16 protein-coding genes and 6 tRNA genes are annotated in these 14,207 nt (G+C 62.9%); 11 read left to right on the plus strand and 11 right to left on the minus strand.

The features are described 5' to 3' along the window. Positions 1–266: 266 nt before the first annotated feature. Complete coding sequence (locus U8330_RS08835) at positions 267–539, minus strand: hypothetical protein (protein WP_323104849.1); 273 nt, start codon at positions 537–539, stop codon at positions 267–269. A 204-nt stretch (positions 540–743) separates the two neighbouring features. Here U8330_RS08835 and U8330_RS08840 point away from each other — a divergent pair. The 3 genes from U8330_RS08840 to U8330_RS08850 all read left to right on the plus strand — a co-directional run bounded on the left by U8330_RS08840 (position 744) and on the right by U8330_RS08850 (position 1,710). Then, positions 744–833, plus strand: a tRNA-Ser gene (locus U8330_RS08840). A gap of 202 nt (positions 834–1,035) precedes the next feature. Then, positions 1,036–1,170: a hypothetical protein gene (locus U8330_RS08845; protein ID WP_323104850.1), complete on the plus strand. Its 135-nt coding sequence runs from the start codon at positions 1,036–1,038 to the stop codon at positions 1,168–1,170. A gap of 402 nt (positions 1,171–1,572) precedes the next feature. After that, the gene (locus tag U8330_RS08850; protein WP_323104851.1) at positions 1,573–1,710 is read left to right on the plus strand and encodes a hypothetical protein; all 138 of its coding nucleotides are present in this window, start codon (positions 1,573–1,575) and stop codon (positions 1,708–1,710) included. 10 nt (positions 1,711–1,720) lie between these two features. Here U8330_RS08850 and U8330_RS08855 read toward each other — a convergent pair whose 3' ends face one another. Then, on the minus strand, positions 1,721–2,185 hold the full coding sequence (locus tag U8330_RS08855) for a hypothetical protein (RefSeq protein ID WP_323104852.1): 465 nt from the start codon (positions 2,183–2,185) through the stop codon (positions 1,721–1,723). 246 nt (positions 2,186–2,431) lie between these two features. Between U8330_RS08855 and U8330_RS08860 the strand changes: the two genes are divergently transcribed. Beyond that, positions 2,432–2,761, plus strand: a complete 330-nt coding sequence (locus tag U8330_RS08860; protein ID WP_323104853.1) for a hypothetical protein — start codon at positions 2,432–2,434, stop codon at positions 2,759–2,761. A 78-nt stretch (positions 2,762–2,839) separates the two neighbouring features. Here the strand turns inward: U8330_RS08860 and U8330_RS08865 are convergent. Further along, positions 2,840–2,916, minus strand: a tRNA-Arg gene (locus U8330_RS08865). Between the two features lie 57 nt (positions 2,917–2,973). Next, positions 2,974–3,279 carry an ETC complex I subunit gene (locus U8330_RS08870; protein WP_323104855.1) on the minus strand — a complete coding sequence of 102 codons (306 nt, stop codon included), beginning with the start codon at positions 3,277–3,279 and terminating at the stop codon, positions 2,974–2,976. A 215-nt stretch (positions 3,280–3,494) separates the two neighbouring features. Between U8330_RS08870 and U8330_RS08875 the strand changes: the two genes are divergently transcribed. Together U8330_RS08875 and U8330_RS08880 are read left to right on the plus strand one after the other, a co-directional pair. Continuing rightward, positions 3,495–3,571: transfer RNA gene (locus U8330_RS08875), tRNA-Pro, on the plus strand. Between the two features lie 267 nt (positions 3,572–3,838). Then, positions 3,839–4,891, plus strand: coding sequence for a M10 family metallopeptidase C-terminal domain-containing protein (locus tag U8330_RS08880; RefSeq protein WP_323104856.1), 1,053 nt, complete (start codon positions 3,839–3,841; stop codon positions 4,889–4,891). A 158-nt stretch (positions 4,892–5,049) separates the two neighbouring features. Here U8330_RS08880 and U8330_RS08885 read toward each other — a convergent pair whose 3' ends face one another. From U8330_RS08885 to U8330_RS08895, 3 genes are all read right to left on the minus strand, one after another. Further along, entirely contained in the window at positions 5,050–5,211 is a 162-nt protein-coding gene (locus U8330_RS08885) for a hypothetical protein (protein WP_323104857.1), read from the minus strand. 106 nt (positions 5,212–5,317) lie between these two features. Then, positions 5,318–5,809: a DUF192 domain-containing protein gene (locus tag U8330_RS08890; RefSeq protein WP_323104858.1), complete on the minus strand. Its 492-nt coding sequence runs from the start codon at positions 5,807–5,809 to the stop codon at positions 5,318–5,320. Positions 5,810–5,898: 89 nt separating this feature from the next. Next, on the minus strand, positions 5,899–6,477 hold the full coding sequence (locus tag U8330_RS08895; RefSeq protein ID WP_323104859.1) for a cold-shock protein: 579 nt from the start codon (positions 6,475–6,477) through the stop codon (positions 5,899–5,901). Positions 6,478–6,687: 210 nt separating this feature from the next. Between U8330_RS08895 and U8330_RS08900 the strand changes: the two genes are divergently transcribed. The 5 genes from U8330_RS08900 (at position 6,688) to U8330_RS08920 (ending at position 9,108) form a co-directional block, all read left to right on the plus strand. Beyond that, the gene (locus tag U8330_RS08900) at positions 6,688–7,128 is read left to right on the plus strand and encodes a VOC family protein (RefSeq protein WP_323104860.1); all 441 of its coding nucleotides are present in this window, start codon (positions 6,688–6,690) and stop codon (positions 7,126–7,128) included. A 163-nt stretch (positions 7,129–7,291) separates the two neighbouring features. Then, entirely contained in the window at positions 7,292–8,539 is a 1,248-nt protein-coding gene (locus tag U8330_RS08905) for a YcbK family protein (protein ID WP_323104861.1), read from the plus strand. 123 nt (positions 8,540–8,662) lie between these two features. After that, positions 8,663–8,737, plus strand: a tRNA-Glu gene (locus U8330_RS08910). 157 nt (positions 8,738–8,894) lie between these two features. Next, positions 8,895–8,969 (plus strand) — tRNA-Glu (locus tag U8330_RS08915). Between the two features lie 64 nt (positions 8,970–9,033). Beyond that, a tRNA-Glu gene (locus U8330_RS08920) sits at positions 9,034–9,108 on the plus strand. An 18-nt stretch (positions 9,109–9,126) separates the two neighbouring features. On the opposite strand, the gene recJ is transcribed toward U8330_RS08920, so the two are convergent. From recJ to U8330_RS08940, 4 genes are all read right to left on the minus strand, one after another. Then, a complete protein-coding gene (recJ, locus tag U8330_RS08925) occupies positions 9,127–10,929 on the minus strand; it encodes a single-stranded-DNA-specific exonuclease RecJ (RefSeq protein ID WP_323104862.1) in 1,803 nt (600 codons plus the stop codon). 75 nt (positions 10,930–11,004) lie between these two features. Next, positions 11,005–12,327, minus strand: a complete 1,323-nt coding sequence (locus tag U8330_RS08930; protein ID WP_323104864.1) for a homoserine dehydrogenase — start codon at positions 12,325–12,327, stop codon at positions 11,005–11,007. 72 nt (positions 12,328–12,399) lie between these two features. Beyond that, the gene (locus U8330_RS08935; protein WP_323104865.1) at positions 12,400–13,617 is read right to left on the minus strand and encodes an LL-diaminopimelate aminotransferase; all 1,218 of its coding nucleotides are present in this window, start codon (positions 13,615–13,617) and stop codon (positions 12,400–12,402) included. A 134-nt stretch (positions 13,618–13,751) separates the two neighbouring features. Continuing rightward, complete coding sequence (locus U8330_RS08940; RefSeq protein ID WP_323104866.1) at positions 13,752–14,084, minus strand: SHOCT domain-containing protein; 333 nt, start codon at positions 14,082–14,084, stop codon at positions 13,752–13,754. Positions 14,085–14,207: the final 123 nt, after the last annotated feature.

The following is a 14,207-nucleotide window of genomic DNA, read 5'->3' on the forward strand; positions in this document are numbered from 1 at the left end:
GCGGCCGCAAAGGTCGTTTCCGTCATACTGTTCACATCGCCAATCAACGCGCCTCCCGGCTCGCCCACGCAGTCCCCGCGCGCAACGATCCGGCGTCACGGAGCCCGTGACCAGGTGCAAAAATGACAGCAACATGGCGGAAATGGGAGCGCGCACCTCGCGATCCCTGGGGAATTGACTTTTATGGTTTACAAGGACTTAACGCCGGTTGTGTTTCAAACCGGCACAAGCCTAATGTCGTGCGACGCGCGACGATCGCTTCGCGCTCAGCACTCGTATTCGATGATCGTGTAGTGGATGCCGACAATCTCGCCGGCGCTGTCGCGAATGAAGGAGGGGATATACTGCTCCTCCGGCGGCACGCAGGCGGAGCCGGTGACCATCGGATCGATGCCGGGATTGCCGGTCTCGAGCCCCGCGACGGCGAGCTCTTCGCCCACGATCTTGTTCTCGCTCGGGCTTCCGAGGGCGGCGAAGGAAGGGGCCGCAGCGAAGGCCATCATGGCCGCCGCTGCGAAGGTCAGGGTTGCGCGCATCATGCACTCCCGAGGGTGGCGATCGTTGTCTTGAACGACCTCGAACAGGTTGGTTTCGAGCAGAAAACACACGTTTTCGGACTTTGTTCCGCGTCCTTCACAATCAGCCACACGATGCGGCCACCGCACCCCTGTCCTCAACCTCATGAGCCCGCGTTGCACGGCATTGACGCCCCAGCGGCGACCCGCTAATCCGGAACATGAGACGGAAGAGTGTCCGAGTGGTTTAAGGAACCGGTCTTGAAAACCGGCGTGCGGGAAACCGTACCGTGGGTTCGAATCCCACCTCTTCCGCCATAAGCCCATGTCGGGCGCTGTCGAACCGTCTGCAATTGACAGGCCCACTCAGCACTCCCCGTGCGATCAGCGGACCATGGTCTTGCCGCGTTCCGCGCGGAACCCGACGCGTCCGGTTGCGGGTGGAACGAACGTGCAGTTGCAGCGTTCAAGCGCCGGCTGGGGGATACACCGGCCCGCACGGCACTCGGCGGAGGGCGACATGCGCCAACTTAAGCAGCGGCTGCCCGACCATCGGGACACAAACTATGAACGGTTCATGATCAGGGAACTGATGGTCTGGCTGATCGGCGTTCCCGTTCCGATCGCCGCGCTCATCGGATTTCTTGTCCTGTAGGGACGTCTCGTCGCGGCGTGGAAGATTTTCAGCCGTGGCGGGGAGATGATTCCGCATCGAGAGTGCTGTTTTCGATCGCCTGGGGCGCTTAGGCAACGGCCTGCAGCACGAAGAAGGTCAGCCCGGAGACCAGGGTCAGGGCCACCATCACCACGATCAATTCCTTCATCATGAATCGGTACATCGTCTCGCTCCAACTCGGCACAGTCATGTGGGGAGAAACGCAATGTCCCACAAGATGTTTCGCGGCCCTATTCCGAAAGCGATCTTTTTATGTCTAATGTCTCACGAGGCGTGAGTCGGCCAAGATTGGCGTGGGTTTGCAGTCGCTAACCAATCCGACAGGCTATGGACAGATTGACGGTGCATGATCAGAACAGACGAGATGGAGACGACGACGCGATGAAACTGCAATCGATGCCCTTCGGGATGATCTTCATCGCCTGCCTGGTTGCTGTCGTTCTCACCATTTCCCTCGTGCCCCACCGCGCCTTTCCGGGCCTGCAAAGCCCGATGCACGCGAGCATGAACCGCTACTGACGCCATGCATTCACGGCGTGGCGACGAGGAGTGCGGCTGAGGTCGCTTCGCCGTTGATGCTCTCGATCTGATAGAGCGGTGCGCTCGCAAATCGAAGCTGTTCACAATCGTTGACGATGGCGGACAGCATGGACTGCGCCAAGGCGGTGCGCATCGACACGCTGCTCTGAGTACCGCGTGTGACGGAGACCGTTACCTTGTCGCCCTGCAGTCGCTTGACCCGCCAGACGAGGCCTTCTGTCGGCGCGGTCTCCAGGAGATAGTTGCGCCCGCTGACGAAGAGGGTGCCATCGCGGCTGCAGGCCGCGAGCGAAGGAACGATCCCCCGTTCGGAAATGGCCAGATCCTCGAGCGTCAGGCGCTGGCGAAGCCGCGAGAGCGTGTCCTGATCCTCGGTAATACGAAACTCGGCAGAAGCAGACCCCGCCAAGCAGAGCGAAACCAGCGGCACTATCATCTTCAACAACAGCGTCATGCAACCCTCCAAAATGGCCGCAGCAAAACTCCACCCCATGCGGCCTGCAATGTCTTTCAAGAAAAATACAAGAGAGAAAATATTCAGTTAATATTTCGGCATAGACTTACGAAGCAAGGCAACGCCGCTCCTGAAGCCAGGTTCGCGCTTCGCCACACCTGAAATCAAGAGACTCTCTGCAGTCTCGGCCTCAGCTTGTCGCGTCGCCGGTCATTCACCCTGCCCTTCGCTAGCACAACCTTTTGATTGACGTGCGAGAAGGTCAAGATAACCTTACCGATCAAGGTAAAGACGCGCATTACCGCAGACAGATCGCGCAAGCAGTGCAGCGAAGCGGGCCTGTCCCCTGTGTGCACGGTGCGCTGCCTGGGCATAGCTGGGGTGACGTTCCACGACTTGCGAGGAACGTTTATCACCGAGCGGCGGCGCGAGGGGTCGACGGTAGAGCAGATCGCTTCCGTGACGGGCCATTCGATTTCCGAGGTCGGGAAGGTGCTGGAAAAGCACTACCTGGCGGATGACCAGCAGACGAGCGATGCCGTCATTCTCCGTATGGAGAGAACATCGCGCGAATAATTCCTGTAAACGCAGAATAGAAGCTGTAAACGGGGTCTAATCGCATTGCAGATGGTAGGCGTGAAGCATTGTAAAGATTGGCGACCCCTGCAGGGCTCGAACCTGCGACAACCTGCTTAGAAGGCAGGTGCTCTATCCAGCTGAGCTAAGGGGCCCTGCTCCGCCGACGCGGAGAAATGCAGCCGCCGGATGGGCGGACTGGCTGTTCGGGATCAATGCGTCCAGGGCTGCTGACGGTTGAAGCGGAAATTGTCGCTGTAGGACACGTTCTTGCGGGTCGGGTCCTTGGGCGCGATCACGCGGTAATCGATCCCGTTGCGCTCGGCATAGGCGACGGCGAGTTCGGCGCTGTCGAAGGTCAGCTTCAGCTGCTGGCGCGTATCGCGGGAGCTGGTGTAGCCCATCATCGGATCGATCGTCCGCGGCGTTTCCGCGTCGAATTCGAGAACCCAAAGATTGGTCTTGGCCTTGCCCGACTGCATCGCGGTCTTGGCCGGGCGATAGATCTTGGCGGACATCCGTTTCAAACTCCAAGCATGTCGAAATGCGCCGGGATGCGGCTCCGGCGTTCAGTCTTTCCATACCGCAGCGGCGGGCAAAACGGAATAAGGCGAACGCAAGCCCAGCCCTTTTTTCTTCGTCCCGGATTGAAGGCCAATCCCCGCTCGAAACCGCTTGCGGCCCGTCCCGCCAGCGTGTATCTCGCACTCCAGCGGACGATTGAGGCCGCGTTCGGAGTGTAGCGCAGTCTGGTAGCGCATCTGGTTTGGGACCAGAGGGTCGGGAGTTCGAATCTCTCCACTCCGACCATCGTCTTCCGTCTGGTCCTGTTCGCCTTCATTTCTGTCAGGCATCGTAGATTGACACGGTTCTGCCGCGCCGTCTTCAGAGCAACCTGTAAGGCGGTAGAAAAAAGCGGTAGATTGTTCTCTTCGAACACTCGTTATCGGGTTCCGCGGTCGTAGACCGTCACGCTTATTCCTGCCGCCACGCGCCGCAATCTGGTCTTTGCTGAACTGGAGGTTCCCGCTATGAAAGGTGAGCGGGCGGTTTGCCCGAAAGATGGAGGGACTTTCGATGGCGACTTATGTTTATGGTACATCTGGGAACGATCCCTTCGACGCTGGTTCCGGGGATCAGCTGGTTTTCGCGTTCGGCGGGAAGGATGCTGTCCTCTTCAGTGGGAAAGAAAGCGACTACACTTACACAATCGCCTATTCGCCCGTCTCGGGCGCGACAGTGATGGTCCATGACAATCGCCCAGGCAGCCCGGACGGAACCGACAAATTCTACAACGTCGAGGTTCTGCAATTCGCCGACAAGATCATCGACATTACGGCGACCGGAACGAAATTCCTGACGTCGAACGAGCCCCCGAGCAAGCTTTCCTTCAGCAAAGCCTCCGTATCCGAAGCGACCAAGGTTGGCTCGGTCATCGGCACCGTTTCCGCACGCGACGACAACGGCGGTGCGCTGACATTTGCATTGGCGGATAATGCGAAAGGGCTGGTGCAGCTGAAGGGCGACAAGGTCATACTGCTTCGCGCCCTCGACTATGAGACCGCAAAGTCCTTCAAGTTCAAGTTTACGGCAACGGACGCAGACGGGGCCGCGACTGTCGCCACCATGTCCGTGTCTGTGGGCGACGTCCTTGAAACCACGAAGGGAACCGCGAAATCCGAAACGCTCACGGGCGGCCTAGGGAAAGACTATTTGCTGGGCTTGGCCGGAGCGGACAAGCTCATCGGCGGCGGTGGCAATGATAGACTGAATGGCGGCGCCGGCGCCGACAAGCTCACGGGCGGGCTCGGCGCAGACATTTTCGAATTCTCGTCGGTCTCCGACAGCGCGGCATCGCGTGGCCGACAGGACTTGATCACCGACTTCAACGCTCGCCAGCGCGACAAACTGGACCTGTCGGACATCGATGCGAATACAAAGCTGTCCGGAAATCAGGCTTTCAGCTTCATCAAGGAGTCTGCCTTTCATGGCAAGGCCGGCGAATTGCGTTTCGAAACAGTGAAAGGGCAGACTGTTTTGTTAGGCGACACGAACGGCGACAAGATCGCCGACTTTTCAGTCAAGTTCGACGATCCGATCGTGCTGAAGAGTGGCGACTTTTTCCTGTAGCGCCCCTCGCCTGCTTCCAACGAACAAAACCAAGATAAGAGCAGATTGACGCGGCTTCTCTCCTCGCGCTGCTGGGAATGCCGGTCAGCGTCCAGGCCGATCCCAGTCTGCACCGGTAGCCCGGTTAAGGCGACCGACGCAGGTGCAATTGGTCGAGGTCAGTTCTTGCCGTTGTTCGGGCGCGCCTTGTCGCCCTTCTTGGATGTGGTGGAGGTGGTCTTGGCGTCGGGGGATTGGCCGAGATGGGTGCCGCCGAGATGGCCGCCGCCGCTGGTGTTTTCGCCCTTCGGGTCCTTGTTGGTCATGGCCCGAGTGATCATATCTGGTCTCCTTGCTGGTTGCCGACGACCGAACAGCGATGGGCGCACAGGGTTCCATGACGGATCAAGGGAGGCGTCGACGGGCATGCTTCGCACGCACGGCGCGTCAGTCGGCTTCGACGGGCTTTGCCGAGGGGCCGATCTGCGGTGTTTCCAGACGGGCGCCGGGGGTGATGGCGAGGCGCTTGATGGTGCCGGCGTTCAGTTCCAGCACATAGGCGACCGGCACCTGCGAATCGATGATCGCTTCCGATTGCGGAACGGCGTTCTCGTGAAGGGTTTCCACCCTGCCCTCCTTGGACACGAAGAGCATGTCGAGCGGCAGGATCGTGTTCTTCATCCACATCATCACCCGACGCGTCGTTCCGAAGTCGAACAACATGCCGTGATCGGCCGCCATGCTCTTTCGAAACATGAGGCCTTGAGCCCGCTGGTCGCTATCGAGCGCCAGTTCGATGGTGAAGGAATGGCGCTTGCCATCCGTGGTCTGAAGGGTGAGAGCGCCGGTTTCGAAGGTGACCTTGCCGGTGCCTTGCTGCGCCTGCGCTTGGCCGGGCAGGAAATCAGCGGCAAGGGGCAGGCAGAGAACAGACGCCATCACCAGCGCAGGCAGTTTTAAGCCGAAAGCCCGCTTTCGGCGCGCATTCGCAGCCTTCGCTCGCGAAGCCGGCTTGGCCGCAGGCCGGGTCAATGGGAACGGCCGGCCGGCGCGGGGACGTCCGGATGGATCTCGGCAGCCATCAGGCCCTTGTCGCCATCGCCGAAGCGCACCAGCACGGTCTGGCCCGGCCGCAGCTCGGTCAGGCCGAAGCGACGCAGGGTTTCCATGTGGATGAAGATGTCCTCGGTGCCGTCGCCGCGCGTCAGGAAGCCGAAACCCTTGGTCCGGTTGAACCATTTGACGAGGACGCGCTCAAGCCCGCTCGTGGGCGTCACCTGCACATGCGTCTTGACCGGCGGCAGCTGCGAGGGATGCACCGCAGTGGACTGGTCCATGGAGAGAATGCGGAAGGCCTGGTAGCCGCGGTCGCGCTTCTGAACGAGAGCCACGATGCGGGCGCCTTCGAGAACGGTTTGATACCCATCGCGGCGCAGGCAGGTCACGTGCAGCAGAACATCCTTCATGCCGTTGTCCGGCACGATGAAGCCGAAGCCCTTCGCCACGTCGAACCATTTGATGACGCCGGTGATCTCGATCAGATCCAGCGCATCGCCGCCGAACTCCTCGCTCGCATCGATGCCCTTAGTCGAAATCCTGTCCGCCATACCCTTCAGCCCCTCGTCCACGCATCACGATCGCTGCGGTTAATTGATTCTTGACGATCACCATAACATCGTCCCGGTGCGATGAGGCAAGACCCCGAAGGTTTTTTGCCGTCGCTCTGCCGCAGCAAGAAAAGGCTAAAAAACCAGCCTTGCGCCTGGCTTTCGCAGCTCTAGATGACGCGCCATTGCATTCCATCGAAAGGGTATCCGATGCGCTATCTGCACACCATGGTCCGCGTGAAGGATCTTGACGCCTCTCTTCACTTCTACTGCACTGTGTTCGGGCTTCAGGAAGTGCGCCGCAGCGAGAACGAGAAAGGCCGCTTCACGCTCGTCTTCCTCGCTGCGCCCGGCGATCTCGACGAAGCGAGAGCCAAGATGGCGCCATGCCTGGAACTGACGTACAACTGGGATCCGGAAGACTATACGGGCGGGCGCAATTTCGGCCATCTCGCCTATGAGGTCGAGGACATCTACGGCTTCTGCCAGTCGCTGATGGACAGCGGCATCACCATCAATCGCCCGCCGCGCGACGGCAACATGGCCTTCGTGCGCTCGCCGGACGGCATTTCGATCGAGATTCTGCAGAAGGGCGACAGGCTGGCGCCGCAGGAGCCCTGGCTGTCGATGGAAAACACCGGCAGCTGGTAAGCTGCTCCGAAACAGCAGGAGAGCCGCTACCGGCGGCTCTCCGCCCTTCCCGCGCAGCCCTCCGCCCTTCCAGCGCCGCCCTCCGCGCTTCCCGCAAGCTCCGCGCACGCCGCTCGTGGCATCGTCTCCCTCATGACGGCCTGTTTCTCGCAGGCCTCCGGCCATGATGGCGCGTTCTCCTGCCGCCATCGCTCGTTGGGAGACTGTCTTGCGCCATTCCGGCCTATCTCATCCGCTCCGCCTCGCCGCTCTGGCGGCCTCCGTGTCCACGCTGCTTCTGGCCGGCTGCGTCACGAACAAGCCGGCGATCGAGACCCTGACGGAGGGCGTTGCGGGAGACGAGGCCGAGGTGCCGGCGACGGCAGCCTCGCTGGTCGATCCTGCCGCTGCGGCCACCAAGACAGGCAGCGCGCAATCCGCAAACCCGGGCGGCGCGGCGCAGCAGATGGCGGCCGCGCCGGGGCAGGCGGCGGCCCCTCCCCCGGCGGCGCCCATGGTGGGCGGTGACGGCAGCTCGGTGGTCATGGAAGGAACCGGGCTGAAGGCCATGTCCAGCAGCATCTTCTCGGTCGGACAGCCGGCAGCCGGGATTGCGCCCGGCGCCAGCGGCCCCGCCGGAGGCAGCCTGTTCCGCAGTCAGCCGCAGCCGATGCCGCCGGCGCAAGCTGCGCCCTTGCCGCTCACCCCCCAGGCCGCACCTGTCAGCCTGCCCGTTCAGCAGCCGGCCGCGCCGCAGGTGGAGATGCCGCAGCAGGGCGCGGAGCTGAAGCAGAAGACAGCGCCGGAGCTTGCCGCTGCGGCGGACCCGGCCCTTTCACTCGTCGGCCTGTTTGCCGGCGCCCGCAAGACGGCGGCGAAGGGCAAAGGCAACGACCCGAAGGCATTGGAGCTCGCCGCCAATCTCTCGCCGCAGCAGGTTGCGGTCTTGAGTTACGGCGCCCTGCCCGGCATTCGCGCCCGATCGATGTTCGCCACCGTCGATGACGAAGCCGCCGACCATGACGACCGCAGCCCGCGCATCAAGCTCGCCTCGCTCACCGGTCTCGCCCGCCTGGCGCCGAATGGCTTGATCGTGCAGACCGAAACGGTCGAGACCGGTTGCTTCAAACCCGATCTGCTGCAGATTCTGAAGGGGGTCGAGTCGCGGTTCGGTCGCAAACTGATCGTCACCTCTGGCCATCGCAGCCTCGCCCACAACGTGGCGGTCGGCGGCGCGACACGGTCGCATCACCTCACCTGCGAAGCCGCAGATATCCAGGTGCCCGGCGTCTCGAAGTGGGAGCTCGCGAGCTACCTGCGCAGCGTCCCGGGCCGCGGCGGCGTCGGCACCTACTGTCATACCGAATCCGTCCACGTCGACACCGGTCGCCAGCGCGACTGGAACTGGCCTTGCCGGACGCGCGATGCGTAACGTACTGTAATCGCTTGGAATTCTCCTTCTTCATCAACGTGTGGAAATTTTGCAGAAAAATGACGTTTGCGGCTTGCGGGCGAGAAGTGCTCTGACTATAAGACCCCCACGCAAACAGCGCACGCGCCCTTCGTCTATCGGTTAGGACGTCAGATTTTCATTCTGAAAAGAGGGGTTCGACTCCCCTAGGGCGTGCCACCTGCTTCCTCTTCCTGGTCTCGAAATCGCTTGAACAGAGCCGTTTAGGCAATTGTCTTTGCTCACGCTTTGCCTCGCGAAATTTCTTCGCTCGCTCGTCGATTTCCTCTTGCCGGTTCTCCGGCGTCCGACTATAAGGCGCCCACCGCGAAAGCACGCGCCCTTCGTCTATCGGTTAGGACGTCAGATTTTCATTCTGAAAAGAGGGGTTCGACTCCCCTAGGGCGTGCCACTTCGCGGTTTCTCCTTTCTCCCTCTTGCGTACCCGACCGCGCGAGCCCACATGCGGGCCGCACGCGCCCTTCGTCTATCGGTCAGGACGCCAGATTCTCATTCTGGAAAGAGGGGTTCGATTCCCCTAGGGCGTGCCACTTTCGGCCGGTTCTCCCTTACAGAGCGGGCGCAGCGTCGAGGAGACGGAACTGCACCCGGCGTGTTCCCTGCCAGATCTCGGCTGAAAGGCAGCCGGCCGCATGGATGGTTGTGCCGCGACCGGAGAGAAGCAGGGTTCCGAGTGCGCTGCGCATGGCGCGAAAGGCGATTGCGTCCAGCCGGGAGCCATCCGGTGCCTCCAAAGTCACCTTGACATGCTCGGTGCCGATGGGGCGGGCATCGCGGATGCGGTGGGCCGGCAGGGCGAAGACCGGCTGGGAATGGCCCGCACCATAGGGTCCGGCCCGCTCCAGCAGGTCGATCAGGCCGAGCGTGGCACCGGAGGCGGAGAGCGCACCGTCGATCTTCAGCACCTGCGAGTCGACCAGTGTCTGCACCACGCGCTCGGCGCGGGCTTCGAAAAAGGCGCGCAGCGGTCCGAGCTGGCTGCGCTCCACCGTCAGCCCCGCAGCCATCGCATGGCCGCCGCCCTTGATGAGCAGGCCCTCCTCCACGGCGGCGCGCACCATGCGGCCGATGTCGAAACCGCTGATCGAGCGCCCCGATCCCGTGCCGCGGCCGCTGGCGTTGAAGGCAATGGCGAAGGCCGGCCGGCGGAACCGTTCTTTCAGCCGCGCGGCGATCAGCCCGACAATTCCCGGATGCCAGCCGTCCCGCGCCGTCAGGATGACGGAGGCGCCGCCGCCATCGCCATACTCCAGCAGCGCTTCGGCCTCGGCTTCCTCCAGCATCGCCTTCTCGATCGCCTGCCGGTCGCTGTTGAGCCCGTCCAGCTGTTCGGCGATTGCTTCCGCTTCGGCCTGATCATCGAGCGTCAACAAGCGGCTTCCAAGACCGGCATCGCCGATCCGACCGCCGGCGTTGATGCGCGGGCCGATGAGGAAACCGAAGTGATAGGGCGTCACGGGACCGCTCAGACCGGCCTTGCGAAACAGCGCGGCGAGACCAGGGTTCTGCATATGACGCGCAGCAATCAGCCCCTTCACGACATAGGCGCGGTTAAGACCCTTCAGCGGCACGACATCGCACACGGTGGCGAGCGCCACGAGATCGAGCAGGGTCAGGAGATCGAAGCTGCCGCCGCGCAGGTCCCCTCGCCGTCGCAATTCGCGTTGCAGGCCGACGAGGACGAGGAACACGACGCCTGCGGCGCACAGATGCCCCTGCCCAGACAGATCGTCCTCGCGATTCGGATTGACGAGCGCGACCGCAGGCGGCAGCTCTCCCGCTACCTGGTGATGGTCGATGACGACAACATCCACGCCACGTTCGGCGGCGCGGGCGAGCGATTCATGGCTGGTCGAGCCACAATCGACCGTAACGATCAACGTGGCGCCGCCATCGATCAGCCGGTCGATTGCCGGCGGATTCGGGCCATAGCCTTCGTAAATCCGGTCAGGGATGTAGATGTCCGGATCCAGGCCAAAATGCCGGAGGAAACGGCAGAGGATGGCGGAGGACGCCGCGCCGTCGACATCGTAGTCCCCGAAGATTGCCACCGTCTCGCGCCGGGCGATCGCATCGGCCAGTCGTTCCGCCGCCTTCGGCGCGTCGGTCAACTGGTCGGGGTCGGGCATGAGGCTGCGCAGCGTCGGGTCGAGGAAGGCCATCGCCTCGTCCTGGCCGACGCCCCGGCCGGCCAGCACCCGGGCGATCAGATCCGGCAAGCCATGCACCTGGGCAATCGCCAAGGCGCGGTTCTGGCCCGCGGGATCCAGCCGCGCCATCCATCGCTGGCCCGTGGCCGACTGCTCGACGCCGAGAAACGGGCGGACGATCGGGTCGGGGAAGTCGTTCATGGCGCCGACACGCTCAGCCCGCGGCCGTCAGACCGCGCCCTGCCCTTAGCCGTCGCATCGTGCCACGGTCCGATGTCAGTATTCCTTCGGCCGCTCGATGCGGATGACCTGCGGCTCGCCGACCAGATAGCCCTCGCCCTTGATGGCCTGGACAGCGTCGCGCACCGAGTGCTCGCTGGTGGCGTGGGTGACGAGGATGATCGTCTGCGGCGCGCCCGGCTCGCTCGCCGTTTTGGCATGCTGCATGATCGATTCGAGCGAGATGCCCTGTTCGGCCATGCGCCCGGCGATGCTCGCAAAGACGCCGGTGCGATCCACCACTTCCAGACGGATGAAATAGCCGCCCTCATGGCTCTGGATCTGGGCGCGGGTATAGGGCAGGAGCTTGTCGACCGGACGGCCGAAGGCCGGAACGTGCTGGGCGCCCGGCCGGCTTTTGGCAATGTCGGCGATGTCGCCCAGCACGGCGGAGGCGGTCGCATTGCCGCCGGCGCCGGGGCCGACCATCAGGAGCTCACCCAGAATATCGGATTCGATCGCCACCGCATTGGTGACGCCATCCACCTGCGCGATCACGGAATCGAAGGGCACCATGGTCGGGTGCACCCGCTGCTCGATGCCGCTTTCGGTGCGCTGCGCGACGCCCAGCAGCTTGATGCGATAGCCGAGATCGGAGGCGGCGCGGATATCCTCGGGCGAGATATTGGTGATGCCTTCGAGATAGATATCATCCGCCGCGATCGCCGTGCCGAAGGCAAGGCTGGTGAGAATGGAGAGCTTGTGCGCCGTGTCGTTTCCCTCGATATCGAAGGCGGGATCGGCTTCGGCATAGCCGAGTCTTTGCGCTTCCTTGAGGCACGCCTCGAAGGTCAGCCCCTCCTTTTCCATCCGGGTCAGGATGTAATTGCAGGTGCCGTTCATGATGCCGTAGACGCGGGCGATGGTGTTGCCGGTCATCGATTCGCGCAGCGCCTTGATGACGGGAATGCCGCCGGCCACGGCGGCCTCGTAGTTCAGCAGCGCGCCATGGGCCTCGGCGATGCCCGCGAGTTCGATGCCGTGCGCGGCCAGCAGCGCCTTGTTGGCCGTGACGACATGGATGCCGCGCGACAGCGCCGCCTTGACCGCAGAATAGGCCGGATCGCCGGCCCCTCCCATCAACTCGACGAAGACATCCATTTCGGCCGTCTGCGCCAGCGAGACGGCGTCTTCGTGCCAGGCATAAAGGTCAAGCGGCACGCCGCGATTCTTCTCCCGCGAGCGCGCGGTGATGGCGACGATCTCGATCGGCCGGCCGCAGGTGGTTGCCAGCTGCAGGTGCCGTTCGCTGAGAATGCGTACCAGCGAAGCGCCCACCGTACCCAGCCCTGCAATACCGATCCTGAGGGGCTCTGCCATATGTCCTGTCCTATGCGTGTCTTTGGGCTCCGCCGAAAAGTTCGGCAAAGCAAATCGAAGGGGTCGGCTGGCCTAGCGGCGAGCGTTGAGCGAAATGACGTTGTGCAGCGTGTCGTCGGCAGCCGAAAGAAACTTCTTCAGGTTGCGGGCGGCCTGGCGAATGCGGTGCTCGTTCTCGACAAGGGCGATGCGCACATAATCGTCGCCGAGTTCGCCGAAGCCGACGCCGGGCGCCACCGCGATATCGGCTTTTTCCACCAGGAGCTTGGAGAATTCAAGCGAGCCCAGATGGCGGAACTTCTCCGGGATCTTCGCCCAGGCGAACATGGTGGCCTCCGGCGGCGGCACCTCGAAGCCAGCCTTGCCGAAGCTTTCGACCAGCACGTCGCGGCGGCGCTTGTAGATGGCGCGGACCTCGGCAATGTCGGACCCGTCGCCATTCAGTGCATGGGTGGCGGCCACCTGGATCGGCGTGAAGGCGCCGTAATCGAGATAGGATTTGACCCGGGTAAGCGCCGAGATCAGCCGCTCGTTGCCGACGGCAAAGCCCATGCGCCAGCCGGGCATGGAGAAGGTCTTCGACATGGAGGTGAACTCGACGGTGTTGTCCATCGCGCCCGGAACCTCGAGGACGGAGGGCGGCGGCGTGTCGCCGAAATAGATCTCAGAATAGGCGAGATCGGACAGGATGACGATGTCGTGCTTCTTCGCGAAGGCGACGACGTCCTTGTAGAAATCCAGCGTCGCGACATGGGCCGTCGGGTTGGACGGATAGTTGATGATCAGCGCGATCGGCTTCGGGATCGAATGGCGGATGGCGCGCTCGAGCGGCGGGAAGAAGGTCTCGTCCGGCTCGACCGAGATCGAGCGGATGACGCCACCGGTCATCAGGAAGCCGAAGGCATGGATCGGATAGGTCGGGTTCGGGCAGAGCACGACATCGCCCGGCGCGGTGATGGCCTGCGCCATGTTGGCGAAGCCTTCCTTGGAGCCGAGCGTCGCCACGACCTGCGTTTCCGGGTTGAGCTTCACGCCGAAACGGCGGGCGTAATAGGCGGCCTGGGCACGGCGCAGGCCCGGAATGCCCTTGGAAGAGGAATAGCGGTGGGTGCGCGGATCGCGCACCACTTCGCACAGCTTGTCGACGATGGCCTGCGGCGTCGGCAGGTCCGGATTGCCCATGCCGAGGTCGATGATGTCGGCTCCACCCGCTCGCGCGCTGGCCTTCAGGCGATTGACCTGTTCGAAGACGTAAGGCGGCAGGCGGCGGACTTTATGAAACTCTTCCATCTTTCTCGACCTCGTGAGCCGCGACGGAACAGGCTTTCGGACCGGCTTCGCCACGCGCGGACTGGCATGGCGCGGTTCGACAACCGCGCCGTGATCGCCTTGGCTTTGCGGCCAATCGGCCTGAAAGGCAAGTGCTAATTCTTGATCTCGGCGAGCGTTTCGCTGCCGTGATTGGCCGCAAGGGCTTCCAGTTCCTTCAGCCGGCGCTGGTATTCGGCCTCGGTGATCTGCCCCGCGGCACGGCGGCCGGACAGGGCCGTCATGCGCGCCTGGAGCGCGGCCGCTTCCTCATTGCTCATCTGCGGAGCCGCCGTCGGACGCCGGCCCTCGATCACCGGATAGACATCGGTCGGCACCGGACGGGCCATGGCGGAGGTATAGCTCTGCTGACGCTCGCCCTCATAGCTCGTGCAGCCGGCGAGCGCGCTCACCGCGAGAAGAAGGGTGAAACGGGACAAACTCTTCATGAAAACCCCTGCCCGGCGTGCCGCGGCCCGCTCTGATCACTGCGCATGCTTCGCCCGCCCTCAAGGCGGCAACATGCGCTGGTCCTTGTAGTTGTTTTAGGGCAGAATGTAAAAAGCCAAATC

The sequence above is a fragment of the Rhizobium sp. CC-YZS058 genome (assembly GCF_034720595.1).
In the GTDB taxonomy this organism is placed as follows: Bacteria; Pseudomonadota; Alphaproteobacteria; order Rhizobiales; family Rhizobiaceae; genus Ferranicluibacter.

What these genes read in the sequence shown, in the direction of transcription:
- U8330_RS08935 (WP_323104865.1), bottom strand. Translation starts at nt 13,617, where the DNA reads ATGGAAGAGTTTCATAAAGTCCGCCGCCTGCCGCCTTACGTCTTCGAA.
- U8330_RS08905 (WP_323104861.1), top strand. Translation starts at nt 7,292, where the DNA reads ATGATGGCGCGTTCTCCTGCCGCCATCGCTCGTTGGGAGACTGTCTTG.
- recJ (WP_323104862.1), bottom strand. Translation starts at nt 10,929, where the DNA reads ATGAACGACTTCCCCGACCCGATCGTCCGCCCGTTTCTCGGCGTCGAG.
- U8330_RS08930 (WP_323104864.1), bottom strand. Translation starts at nt 12,327, where the DNA reads ATGGCAGAGCCCCTCAGGATCGGTATTGCAGGGCTGGGTACGGTGGGC.
- U8330_RS08900 (WP_323104860.1), top strand. Translation starts at nt 6,688, where the DNA reads ATGCGCTATCTGCACACCATGGTCCGCGTGAAGGATCTTGACGCCTCT.
- U8330_RS08895 (WP_323104859.1), bottom strand. Translation starts at nt 6,477, where the DNA reads ATGGCGGACAGGATTTCGACTAAGGGCATCGATGCGAGCGAGGAGTTC.
- U8330_RS08855 (WP_323104852.1), bottom strand. Translation starts at nt 2,185, where the DNA reads ATGACGCTGTTGTTGAAGATGATAGTGCCGCTGGTTTCGCTCTGCTTG.
- U8330_RS08940 (WP_323104866.1), bottom strand. Translation starts at nt 14,084, where the DNA reads ATGAAGAGTTTGTCCCGTTTCACCCTTCTTCTCGCGGTGAGCGCGCTC.
- U8330_RS08850 (WP_323104851.1), top strand. Translation starts at nt 1,573, where the DNA reads ATGAAACTGCAATCGATGCCCTTCGGGATGATCTTCATCGCCTGCCTG.
- U8330_RS08885 (WP_323104857.1), bottom strand. Translation starts at nt 5,211, where the DNA reads ATGATCACTCGGGCCATGACCAACAAGGACCCGAAGGGCGAAAACACC.
- U8330_RS08880 (WP_323104856.1), top strand. Translation starts at nt 3,839, where the DNA reads ATGGCGACTTATGTTTATGGTACATCTGGGAACGATCCCTTCGACGCT.
- U8330_RS08835 (WP_323104849.1), bottom strand. Translation starts at nt 539, where the DNA reads ATGATGCGCGCAACCCTGACCTTCGCAGCGGCGGCCATGATGGCCTTC.
- U8330_RS08870 (WP_323104855.1), bottom strand. Translation starts at nt 3,279, where the DNA reads ATGTCCGCCAAGATCTATCGCCCGGCCAAGACCGCGATGCAGTCGGGC.
- U8330_RS08890 (WP_323104858.1), bottom strand. Translation starts at nt 5,809, where the DNA reads ATGGCGTCTGTTCTCTGCCTGCCCCTTGCCGCTGATTTCCTGCCCGGC.
- U8330_RS08845 (WP_323104850.1), top strand. Translation starts at nt 1,036, where the DNA reads ATGCGCCAACTTAAGCAGCGGCTGCCCGACCATCGGGACACAAACTAT.